Source organism: Pseudomonas sp. TWI923, assembly GCF_039673365.1.
GTDB classification, from domain to species: domain Bacteria; phylum Pseudomonadota; class Gammaproteobacteria; order Pseudomonadales; family Pseudomonadaceae; genus Aquipseudomonas; species Aquipseudomonas sichuanensis.
Genome location: NZ_JBDJLM010000070.1, coordinates 15,838 through 27,001, shown reverse-complemented (window position 1 = coordinate 27,001; position 11,164 = coordinate 15,838). Strand labels below are relative to the sequence as shown.

9 protein-coding genes and 5 tRNA genes are annotated in these 11,164 nt (G+C 61.8%); 5 read left to right on the top strand and 9 right to left on the bottom strand.

The features are described from left to right. Nucleotides 1-16: 16 nt before the first annotated feature. The gene (locus ABE459_RS21130; RefSeq protein ID WP_346648132.1) at nt 17-3,205 is read left to right on the top strand and encodes an RHS repeat-associated core domain-containing protein; all 3,189 of its coding nucleotides are present in this window, start codon (nt 17-19) and stop codon (nt 3,203-3,205) included. A gap of 75 nt (nt 3,206-3,280) precedes the next feature. On the opposite strand, the gene ABE459_RS21125 is transcribed toward ABE459_RS21130, so the two are convergent. From ABE459_RS21125 to ABE459_RS21105, 5 genes are all read right to left on the bottom strand, one after another. Continuing rightward, nucleotides 3,281-3,356 (bottom strand) — tRNA-Gly (locus ABE459_RS21125). An 82-nt stretch (nt 3,357-3,438) separates the two neighbouring features. Next, nucleotides 3,439-3,514: transfer RNA gene (locus tag ABE459_RS21120), tRNA-Gly, on the bottom strand. Between the two features lie 4 nt (nt 3,515-3,518). Beyond that, nucleotides 3,519-3,594, bottom strand: a tRNA-Glu gene (locus ABE459_RS21115). 92 nt (nt 3,595-3,686) lie between these two features. Then, a tRNA-Gly gene (locus tag ABE459_RS21110) sits at nt 3,687-3,762 on the bottom strand. A 2-nt stretch (nt 3,763-3,764) separates the two neighbouring features. Further along, nucleotides 3,765-3,840 (bottom strand) — tRNA-Glu (locus tag ABE459_RS21105). A gap of 372 nt (nt 3,841-4,212) precedes the next feature. Here ABE459_RS21105 and ABE459_RS21100 point away from each other — a divergent pair. Next, nucleotides 4,213-4,980 (top strand): hypothetical protein, encoded by a 768-nt coding sequence (locus tag ABE459_RS21100; RefSeq protein WP_125463203.1) that lies wholly within the window; start codon nt 4,213-4,215, stop codon nt 4,978-4,980. A gap of 285 nt (nt 4,981-5,265) precedes the next feature. Here the strand turns inward: ABE459_RS21100 and ABE459_RS21095 are convergent, their stop codons facing one another. Both ABE459_RS21095 and ABE459_RS21090 read right to left on the bottom strand, forming a co-directional pair. Beyond that, entirely contained in the window at nt 5,266-5,748 is a 483-nt protein-coding gene (locus ABE459_RS21095) for a GAF domain-containing protein (protein ID WP_125463202.1), read from the bottom strand. Continuing rightward, nucleotides 5,749-6,636 (bottom strand): ATP-binding protein, encoded by an 888-nt coding sequence (locus tag ABE459_RS21090; RefSeq protein ID WP_258705988.1) that lies wholly within the window; start codon nt 6,634-6,636, stop codon nt 5,749-5,751. It abuts the gene before it with no gap. Nucleotides 6,637-6,817: 181 nt separating this feature from the next. On the opposite strand from ABE459_RS21090, the gene amn reads away from it, so the two are divergent. After that, nucleotides 6,818-8,305, top strand: a complete 1,488-nt coding sequence (amn, locus tag ABE459_RS21085) for an AMP nucleosidase (RefSeq protein ID WP_346648131.1) — start codon at nt 6,818-6,820, stop codon at nt 8,303-8,305. Nucleotides 8,306-8,311: 6 nt separating this feature from the next. Next, a complete protein-coding gene (locus ABE459_RS21080; protein ID WP_125462491.1) occupies nt 8,312-8,941 on the top strand; it encodes a pseudouridine synthase in 630 nt (209 codons plus the stop codon). Between the two features lie 166 nt (nt 8,942-9,107). Here the strand turns inward: ABE459_RS21080 and ABE459_RS21075 are convergent, their stop codons facing one another. Together ABE459_RS21075 and ABE459_RS21070 are read right to left on the bottom strand one after the other, a co-directional pair. Continuing rightward, nucleotides 9,108-9,311, bottom strand: coding sequence for a DUF2788 domain-containing protein (locus ABE459_RS21075; protein WP_011535816.1), 204 nt, complete (start codon nt 9,309-9,311; stop codon nt 9,108-9,110). A gap of 53 nt (nt 9,312-9,364) precedes the next feature. Continuing rightward, a complete protein-coding gene (locus ABE459_RS21070; protein WP_125462492.1) occupies nt 9,365-9,841 on the bottom strand; it encodes an Lrp/AsnC family transcriptional regulator in 477 nt (158 codons plus the stop codon). Nucleotides 9,842-10,277: 436 nt separating this feature from the next. Between ABE459_RS21070 and ABE459_RS21065 the strand changes: the two genes are divergently transcribed. Beyond that, nucleotides 10,278-11,084: a DUF6515 family protein gene (locus ABE459_RS21065; RefSeq protein WP_323830332.1), complete on the top strand. Its 807-nt coding sequence runs from the start codon at nt 10,278-10,280 to the stop codon at nt 11,082-11,084. Nucleotides 11,085-11,164: the final 80 nt, after the last annotated feature.

Below are 11,164 nucleotides of genomic sequence, written 5' to 3'. Positions count from 1 at the left end.
GCTCGATGACGAGCCAGTGCTGACGACCTTCCAGACCGTGACCGGCTGGGACCACAAGGACGGCGGCAGCCCGGAGGAGTCACGGCAGAAGACCATGACCTTGACCCATTCACTGCTTACCGGCGAGCCAGTGTTGTTCGAGGACAACAACGGCGTACGCATTCTTACCCAGTACGATGAGTTGCGCCGGGTAACGGACGAGATCGTCGCTCCGGACGAAGATGAATTCAAAGCGACACGCCATTACGACTACACACTCTGCGGTGCAAACAGCGCTGAATCCAAGCAGATCATGACCAACGTCCGCGGCGTCATCACCACCACCTATGTGGATGGCCTGGGCAGGCCGGTACGCGAATGCCGTAGCCACATCGACGAGAACAAACCGGATACGCCGATGGAAACCGTTTCCATCGTCTATAACACCTTCGGCCAGAAGGTCAGCGAAACGCTGATCGACTACCTCCCGCAGATGCCAACAGAAAACGCCCCTACCCCACCTCCAATCGCCCTGCCCTTGACACGCACCTTCGCCTACAACAGCTGGGGCGAGGAATGCTGCGTGACAGGCGCCGATGGTGTACAGCAACACAAGTTCATCGAGCCGACCGGGAGTACGGCCCACAAAGGACACATTGAAAAAGCCTGGCGCCAAGGGGTAATGGCAAATGGCGTAGCCCTGATCAGCGGCAAAACGGAATCCTGGTTGAATGGCTTCGACAAACCCGTCAGAACCCAGCGTCTGCTGGCGAACGGGGCCCCTTATGCCGAGCAGCACTACGAGTATGATGGGCTGGGTAACTGCAAGGTGCAGACAGACGAACGCAACTATTCCACATGTTTCGCCTTCGACATTTGGAATCGCATGACTCAAACGACGTTGGCCGATGGCACGCAGGTGACCCGCGACTACGTAGAACATTCGCGCAAGGAGCTTGCCATTGCGATACGTACCAGCGAATCCGCCACGTTGCCGCATTTACTCGGCAGCCAGACATTCGATGGCCTTGATCGCCTTGAAAGTAAAACGACAGGTAACCGAACCGATAAGCTTTTCTACCCATCTGGCATGACTCGACCTGGCAGGCACATCTCGGCGAAGAAGGACGAAATCAGCTTCGAGTATGACCCCCAGCTGACCGACGCCCCGAAGATGACCAAGACCCTCGAAGGCAGTGCCGAATTCACATTCAACAAAACCAGCGCACGCCTTGAAAAAGCCATTAACCAACAGGGTACCCGCACCTACGAATACGACTGGAACAACCGCGCCACATTGGAAAGCTGGAGCGACGACCAGGGCAAGTTGCTCTACACGATCCGCCAGGGCATATCGCTACACGGCCGGCTGTGCTGGCAAAAAATCGATAATGGCCCCGACAGCACGTTCACCTATGACGCGCATGGGCGCCCCCAAAAAACCACCCAGGGCAACTTGGAATCAGATTTTTACTATGACACCCTCGGGCAACTGAATAAGGTTGAGCTGGTGGACCTGCAAACCCAGGAAAAACTCACCACCACCTTCATCTATGACGATCAGGGACGCGAAGAGAAGCGCACCTTCAAACGCGGGGCACAACCGGAACGCTCAATTACGCAGAAATGGATGCCAGGAAATCTGCTTGAGCTGCGTCATCTGGAAGAGGGCAAAACCAGCCTTTTGAGAGAAGAGTTCATTTACGATGAGCGTGGCCGTCTCTCTAACCATCTGTGCTCGGGCCGCGACCTACCGAGGAGTGAGCAGGGCCAGGAATATACCGCACAAGCATTTGCCTACGATGGACTGGACAACATCACCTCGCGCACGACCACGCTCAAGGATCAGACAGAACACACCGCCACCTTCAAGTACGAGGAAGAGGACCCTTGCCAATTGAGCCGGGTCATTTATTCACCCGCCAGGCCCGACACTCCCGAGCGGTTTGACTATGACGCCAATGGCTGCCAGCTCAATGACGAGAACGGCAGGTCGATGCGCTACGACAGTGAAAAGCGCCTGCTGCAAGTGAGCAAAACCTCGAGAAAAGCCGGCGGCCTCTACCACTATGACGCCCATGGCCACCTGATTCGCACGCAACAAGCCGAGGGCAGCGACGACACCCTGCTGTTATTCGAGAAAAACCGCTTGCGCCTGGCTATCCGGGGTGAGATCCAGACACATCTGCTGCATGCCAGCAACCTGCCACTGGGCCAGCAGCAAGCGGACGACACCAGCAAGACGCGGATGTTCAGTTGCACCGCCAGCGGCAGCGTGATTACCGACAGCCCGCAGCCTAACGACTGCAATCCAGGCTACAGCGCCTACGGCCAGCGCTTCGGCGCCCTGGCCAGCCTGCTGGGTTTCAACGGCGAATACCTTGACCCCGACAGTGGCTGGTACCTACTCGGTCGCGGCCACCGCGCCTATAATCCCGAACTGATGCGCTTCCAGGGCCCGGATACACTAAGCCCATTCGGCAATGGCGGTATCAATTGCTACGCCTATTGCCAGGGCAACCCCATTACCTTCAGCGACCCGACGGGGAGGGCCACCCGCGGCCTGGCAGAGCGCGAAGAACGAGGATTGGCCAAACGGGGAAAAAGGGGAGCGGAAATTACGCCTGAGCAAAAGTGGATGATCCAACAACAACAAGGCGGGGGCAGCGGAGTATGGATAGCGCTCGGTGTAGGAATACTTTTCACGGCCCTGTCCATTGTTGCGACCATCGTGACGCTTGGTGCGGCGGCAGGTGCCGTAGCGGTATCGATGTCAGCCACCGCAGCCAGCGCTGCCGCAGTGGCGGGCTCCACGAGCGCTGCAGTGGCGGGGGCGGCAGTAGCGGGAACCTCGGCGGTGGCAGCTGTAGGCGCCATGAGCGCGTCGGCTGCCCTGCTTGCAGCGGCGCCACAAGTCGTGATGGCGGGCATGTCTGTAGCCGGGACCATTGCCCAGGTCGCTTCATTCGGGGTGGAAACGGCTGCCAACTTCACCCTGGACCCCAGCTTGGCCAAGGCGGCCATGGTAGTTGGTTACGTATCCATGGGCCTGGCGCTCTCTGACAACGTCTCAGGCCTGGCTATTCAACGCCTTGCTCAAGCTGGAAGTGCAAAGCCTGCCGGCTCGGGAATTGGCTCACAATGGCGTGATCAAAAATCAAATTTCCGCATACCCAGACCTACATATGACCGCACTACTCAAAGCGGCACAAATATCAGGATGTAAGCCAGTTTTCGCTCACGGACGATGATCTGTTACTCAAAAAAAAACGCCACTTCAAATGAAGTGGCGTTTTCGATTTGGAGCGGGAAACGAGACTCGAACTCGCGACCCCGACCTTGGCAAGGTCGTGCTCTACCAACTGAGCTATTCCCGCAAAGTGAAGCTTTACCGCATTTGGCGTGAAGCGCCATGAAGACCTTCACCACCTGCACCGTACAAGACGACGCCATTGAAACTGGAGCGGGAAACGAGACTCGAACTCGCGACCCCGACCTTGGCAAGGTCGTGCTCTACCAACTGAGCTATTCCCGCAATATGGCGTCCCCTAGGGGACTCGAACCCCTGTTACCGCCGTGAAAGGGCGGTGTCCTAGGCCACTAGACGAAGGGGACTAAGCCGACGCTTTGCAGCGCACCAGAACATGAACCTCACGATTCAGCCTGGATTTTCTTTTCCTGCCCTGCCGAAGCAGTGCCGGAGAAACTGGAGCGGGAAACGAGACTCGAACTCGCGACCCCGACCTTGGCAAGGTCGTGCTCTACCAACTGAGCTATTCCCGCATTGGCGTCCCCTAGGGGACTCGAACCCCTGTTACCGCCGTGAAAGGGCGGTGTCCTAGGCCACTAGACGAAGGGGACACTGCTACATCTTCACTCCCTGCCGCGTTTCGCTGTGTGCTTTACGCTGCAAGTGGCGCGCATTCTATGGATGCCATGGAAAGCCGTCAACCCCTTTGTAGAAATTTATTTAAATCAATGACTTCCCGCTTTCCTATAAGGTGCTGACAGGCGCGCCCAGGGATTGGCGTTGATTTTCTGACGGTAGCCCGGCAAGCTCGTGGCAATGCGCCAGCATCTGGAGAAATCCAGACTGCGGCCGACATATACCAGTACATGAGGCCAACGGCGAACGGCACGCCCCAAAGCTGTCCGCCAGGCTGCACTGTTCGCTTTTCGGCGAACTCACTACACTCTCGTACAGATGCAAAACTTCTTCATGAGGCGTTTACGGTGACACCACTTCTGATCACCCTGCTTATCGTTGCGGGCATCGCATTGCTGATCGTGATCGGCTACCTCAACAACGTGGTCGAGAACAACAAGCTCGAACGCGTCCGGCTCAAGGTAGAACTGGCCGACCGCCTGCGCCGCTGCGGTGAAATCACCGAAACCTTCCCCGGCCAGTTCATGACCCCGGCGCTCAAGCTGCTTCTGACCCGCCTGGAACTCAACCTCAATCAGCGCCAGCTGGCCCTGGACAAGCACAGCGCCGAGCTCAAGGCGCGCATCGCCGAACTTGAAGGCCTGATCGCCCAGGGCGACAAGATCCCGGTGAGCAACCCGCCCTCGCCTATCCACACCGAGGTCAAGGCCAAGGACGTGCGCTTCTTGCTGGAGCTGCTGCACAATCAGATCGTGCGCGCCACCCAGGAAGGCTTCCTGGCCACCAACGAGGGCAAGTACTGGGTCAAGGAGATCCGCCACATCCTGGTGCTGCTGCACATCGAGTTCTTCAACAACCTGGGCCAGCAGGCGCTGCAGCAGAACCAGCCGGGCCAGGCGCGGTTGGCCTTCGAGCGTGGCGTGCAGTACCTGCGCAAGCAGCCCGAACCTAAACAGTATGAAGAGCAGCTCACCTATATGGAGAAGCTGCTGAACCGGGCCAACGCCCAGGTACTGGACCAGATGGAGCCGGCAGCGGACGACCAGAACGCACTGACCGAAGGCCTCAAGACCGACGAGGACGAGACCTGGAAAAAGCGGGTCATCTACGACTGATCTCGCGGGACTGTGGGAGCGGCGTTGCATCGATGCGACTTGCCCCACGATGGCAACAGCACAGATACAAAGAGGCCTGCGCAGACTAATGCCAATCAGTTAGCGCTTCATCGCACTTATTGGTGCTGCTTTGCAGCCCTTCGCGGGTAAACCCGCTCCCACAGGATCGCGCAAAATCTGAATCGAGCGCTGTACTTGTGGGAGCGGGTTTACCCGCGAAGGGGCGCGGAGCGCCCCATTTGGCTTAACTGACTGGCTTTGCCTTCACAGGCCCCTTTGTTCATTTCAGCAATCAGTCAATTCCAGAAAGATCGCCGCCAGGCGCTCCAGCCCGGCCTGATCGGCCTCACTGAAACGCCCGACCTTCGGGCTGTCCAGGTCAAGCACTCCAATCAGCCGCCCGTCCTTGAGCAACGGGATCACCAACTCGCTGTTCGACGCACTGTCACAGGCAATATGCCCGGGAAACGCGTGCACGTCCTCCACCCGCTGGGTCTGCCGGGTGGCCGCCGCTGCACCGCACACGCCCTTGCTGAACGGAATGCGCACGCAGGCCACCTGGCCCTGGAACGGGCCGAGCACCAGCTCTTCGTTGCGGTTGAGGTAGAACCCCGCCCAGTTCAGGTCATCCACCTGGTTATAGAGGAACGCCGAGAACTGCGCGGCATTGGCGATGAAGTCACGCTCGTCGGCGAACAGCGCCTGCACTTGCGCGGCCAGCAGGGCGTAGCCGTCGAGGCCTTGGCCACTGGCGTTGAGGTCGATCATTTATTTCTGCTCCAGCAATTGCAGCCCGACCCAGTAGCGGGCGAACTGATAGGCACAACGGCCATTACGGTTGCCGCGGCCGGTGGCCCAGCGCACGGCGAGGATATCGAGTGCTTCGCTACGCTGCCAGGCAAGCCCGGCCGGGCGCGCCAGCTGGCCGATCCAGTGTTCGACCACATTGAGGAAGTGTTCCTGGCTGAAGGGGTAGAACGACAGCCACAGGCCGAAACGGTCGGACAAGGCGATCTTGTCTTCCACCGCTTCGTTGGGGTGCAGCTCGCCGTCGACCATCTTCCAGTTTTCGTTGTCGCTCTGTTTTTCCGGCACCAGATGACGGCGGTTGGAGGTGGCGTACAGCAGCACGTTGTCCGGGGCCTGCTCCAGCGAGCCGTCGAGCACGCTCTTGAGCACCCGGTAGTCACCCTCCCCGGCTTCGAACGAGAGGTCGTCGCAGAACAGGATGAAGCGCTGTTCGAGCTTTTGCAGTTGCTCCACCACACGCGGCAGGTCGGCCAGGTGGTCGCGCTCGATTTCGATCAGGCGCAGGCCATTGCCGGCGTGTTCTGCCAGCAGCGCACGCACCAGCGACGATTTGCCGGTGCCGCGCGACCCCCACAGCAAGGCGTGGTTGGCCGGCATGCCGTTGATGAACTGGTGGGTGTTGCGCCCCAGTTGGTCACGCTGCTGGTCGACGCCGATCAGGTCGGACAGACGGATGTCGAGGCTGACCTCAAGCGGCATCAGGTAGCCGCTGCGGCCATCGCGCTGCCAGCGGGCGGCGAGGGTTTGCGACCAGTCGATGTGCGGGCGCGGGGCGGGCAGCAAGGGTTCGAGGCGCGCGAGGACAGATTCGGCGCGATCGAGAAAAGCGGTAAGGCGGGCGTCCATGATGGCTCCTGAAAGCAGGCAATGAGAGCGTCGGACCGCCATCGCGGGGCAAGCCCGCTCCCACGTGCTCAATAAGTACCTGCTCACTGAAGGCGTGGGAGCGGGCTTGCCCCGCGAAAGGCTCAGTGCCGATTATCGGGGGTGTATTTGCCTGGCAACGCAGGCAAGATGGCTGTCATGCATGTCAGAAGACAGGAAGCCCAGCGTGAGCCAAGCGTTTGAAGTCGTTGATACCCCCGAACAGGCCGTCGACCGTCTGGCGGCCCTCCACGAACAAGCCACCGGCGCCCTGAGCCAGGCCCTCAAGCGCTACCTCAAGGACCGCACCGAACCGGGCCCGGACGAGCGTGCGCTGTTTCGTTACCCGGCGCTGCGCCTGACCTACTTCAGCCAGGGCGAAGTCGCCGCCACTACCCGCGCCTACGCCAAGGTCCAGGTGGCCGGCACTTACAGTGTCACCGTCACCCAGCCCGCCGCGTTCCGTGGCTACCTGCTCGAGCAATTGCGGCCATTGATGCACGACTACACGGTGACCGTGGAAGTCGGCGTCAGCGAACAGAACATCCCGTACCCCTACGTGGTCGACCAGGGCGACGAACTGGCCGGCAGCGGCATCACCGCCGCGCAGCTGGCGCGGGTGTTCCCCAGCACCGACCTGTCGGCCGCCACCGACAACATCGCCGATGGCCTGTACGACTGGGAAAGCGCCGAGACGCTGCCGCTGGCGTTGTTCGACGCGGCACGCGTCGATTTCTCGCTGCGCCGCCTGGTGCACTACACCGGCAGCGACTGGCGGCACATGCAGCCGTGGATCCTGCTGACCAACTACCACCGCTATGTCGACCAGTTCATCAGCCACGGCCTTGAGCAGTTGCGCCAGGACCCACGCTTCGTGCGCATGGTCCTGCCGGGCAACGTGGTCATCGAAAAGGCCATGGACAACGGCGAGGCCCAGGCCCTGGTGGCCAGCGTGGTCTGGCACCGCTACCAGATGCCGGCCTACCACCTGATCGCCGCCGACGGCGATGGCGTCACCCTGGTCAATATCGGCGTCGGCCCGTCCAACGCCAAGAACATCACCGACCACCTGGCGGTGCTGCGCCCCCACTGCTGGCTGATGATCGGCCACTGTGGCGGCCTGCGTCAGTCGCAGACCATCGGCGACTACGTGCTGGCCCACGCCTACATGCGCCGTGACGGCATCCTCGACCGCGTGGTGCCGCCGAACATCCCGATCCCGGCCCTGGCCGAAGTGCAGATGGCGCTGCAGGAAGCAGCGGCGCAGGTTACCGGCGAGCGTGGCGAGGAACTCAAGAAGCGCCTGCGCACCGGTACCGTGCTCACCTACGACGACCGCAACTGGGAGCTGCGCTGGGCCCAGGAACGCCCGCTGATCAATCTGTCGCGAGCCGTGGCGGTGGACATGGAAAGCGGCACCATCGCCGCGCAGGGCTACCGACTGCGGGTGCCGTACGGCACCTTGCTGTGTGTATCCGACAAACCGCTGCACAGCGAGATCAAGCTGCCCGGCTCGGCCAACGCCTTCTACAACCGCGCGGTCAGCCAGCACCTGAAGATCGGCATCGCTGCCCTTGACCTGCTGCGTACCGAGCTCAACTCGCTGCACTCGCGTAAACTGCGCAGCTTCGATGAGCCGCCGTTCCGCTGAGGATCCATGCCCCTGCCACCCCGCAATACTCCGCGCCGCCCGGCGGCGCGGCCTTCCGGCCCACGTCGCCAGGCCAAGGCGCCGCCGGCCGAACCGCGCCTGATCCTGTTCAACAAGCCGTTCGACGTGCTCACGCAGTTCAGCGACGGCGAAGGGCGCGCCACGCTCAAGGATTTCATCGACATCCCCGGCATCTATCCGGCCGGGCGCCTGGACCGCGACAGCGAAGGCTTGCTGCTGCTGACCAACGATGGTCGCCTGCAGGCACGTATCGCCGACCCCAAGCACAAGCTGGCCAAGACCTACTGGGTGCAGGTGGAGGGTGAGCCGAGCGCGGAGCAGTTGCAGCGCCTGCGCGACGGCGTCGAGCTCAATGATGGCCCGACCTTGCCAGCCGAAGCCCGCTTGCTCGACGAGCCCACGCTATGGCCACGCAACCCGCCGGTGCGCTTTCGCAAGAGCGTGCCGACGGCGTGGCTGGAACTGGTGATTCGCGAAGGGCGCAACCGCCAGGTGCGGCGCATGACCGCGGCGGTGGGCTTGCCGACCTTGCGGCTGGTGCGGGTGAGGATTGGTGACTGGACGATCGAAGGGCTGGAGCAGGGGACGTGGCGCGAAGTGCCGCCGAAGCTCTGACACCTAGGCAATGCACGTACCGCTGTAGGAGCGGCCTTGTGTCGCGAAAGGGCCGCAAAGCGGCCCCGGCGATCTTTGCATCAACGCTGAAACCCTGGGGCCGCTGCGCGCCCCTTTCGCGACACAAGGCCGCTCCTACAGCAATCGTGGAGCCTGATCGGCGTCCCTAAACCCCTTCCAGAAACCCCACCACCACGCTCTTGATGATGAACGCCAGCACGCCCAGGCCCAGCACGAAGAACAGGATCAGCGTGCCGAAGCGGCCAGCCTTGGATTTTTTCGCCAGGTCCCAGACGATGAAGCCCATGAAGGCGATCAGCACGGTGACGAGGACGATCATCATCCACTCTTCGAATACGGCGGGATCCATCGGTCAACTCCAGGCAGGATAAGAGCCCGATCATACGCCGGGCGCGCAGGGTTTCAACGCAGGTGGGTCAATGGCAGCTCGGTGCTGGCCAGCACCTGGTTGAGCACGAAGCTCGAACGTACGCTGGTCACGCCGTCGATGCGGGTCAGGCTGCCGAGCAGCAGCTTCTGGTAGTGGTCCATGTCCGGCACCACCACCTTGAGCTGATAGTCGGCGTCCATCCCGGTGACCAGGCTGCACTCCAGCACTTGCGGCAGGTTACGGATCGCCGCCTCGAAGGTTTCGAAGCGCTCGGGGGTGTGGCGGTCCATGCCGATCAGCACATAGGCGGTCAGGCTCAGGCCGAGCTTCTTGCGGTCCAGCAGCGCCACCTGGCGCGAGATGTAGCCGTCGTCTTCGAGCTGCTTGACCCGGCGCGAGCAAGGGGAGGGCGACAGGCCGATGCGCTCGGCCAGTTCCTGGTTGGAGATGCGCGCGTCACGCTGCAATTCGGCAAGGATGCTCAGGTCATAGCGGTCGAGCTTGCTCATGAATAGGGCCTTTTCTGTTCGGATTGCGGCGAATTATCGATCCTGAGTGAAAAATTGCGCAAGCGGTATTTATCAGAGCAATCTTCGCAATCCTCTGCCCCCCAGGCTCGCCTATCTTTATCACCAGAATCACTGCCCGGACATCAGTCCACGGCGAGGCGCCCCAGACGGGCGCTCGCGGCCAGCCCTCCAATCGGATCGGCACGGCCCCCGGGCTACGCACTGCCCAGAAGGCGGCGCGAGGTGAGCCGGTACCACAAGTGCCGAGCACGGACGACAATTCCCGAAGGGAGGCCGTAAGGCCTCCCTTTTTTATTGCGCCGGTATTTCTCCCCGCGCCGCGCCCGGGCGCTGTCTGCTTTTTCATCAGCCGGCCTTGTACGGCGGGTTAGACTGCCTGCAGTACAGGCAGGGGTCATTGACTGAGAGGAACAACATGAGGTCACGCATCTGGCAGTTGGCAGGTGTTGGTTTGCTGGGCATCGGTATCAGCCTGGGCGCCTTGGCCCAAGGGCCGGGAGATGGCCCGCAGGACCCCAATGGCGGGCGTGGTTCGCCGCTCAATTCGCGTGATGAAGTGCGCCAGACCCAGCCGCCACGCCAAGGCTATTACCAGGACATCCCGCGCCGGCATGACGACAACCGTCACTGGCAGGCCGGTGGCCCCGGTCAGCGACCAGGCGGCGACTGGTCGGGGCGGCCGGACGGCCATGGCGATGGTTGGGGCCCCGGGCCGCAGTATCGCCCCGGGCATACCGTCGATCGCTTCCCGGACCGCTCCTGGCAAGTGCCCTACCGTGGCCAGGAATACTACTACTCCGGTGGCTACTGGTATCGCCCCCATGGCGGCGGCTACGTCGTGGTCAGGCCGCCTTACGGGGTGCGGGTCAGCTACTTGCCACCCTATGCGCGCGAAGTATGGTTGGGCGGAGCGCTGTTCTTCCTGGTGGCCGACACCTACTACCAGTACCAGGCCAGCAGCGCCGAGTATGTGGTGGTCAACCCGCCTACGGTGGCGCCAGCGCCGCAACCGGCAGGTGGTTACGATGTGATCGCCTATCCCCTGCATGGCCAGGGCCCGGAGCAGCAGGAGCAGGACCGTTATCAGTGCCATCGCTGGGCCGTGAGCCAGAGCGGTTTCGACCCGGCAACCGCCAGCTATGCGCCGCCGCCGAACGTGGCAGACAACTATCGACGGGCATTGGGCGCTTGCTTGAGCGGGCGGGGTTACAGCATCAACTGAGCCAGAGCGTTCCTCGCTATCGAGGACGCGCGCGGTCCCTGTAGGAGCGGCCTTGTGCCGCGAAAGGGGCGCGCAGCGGC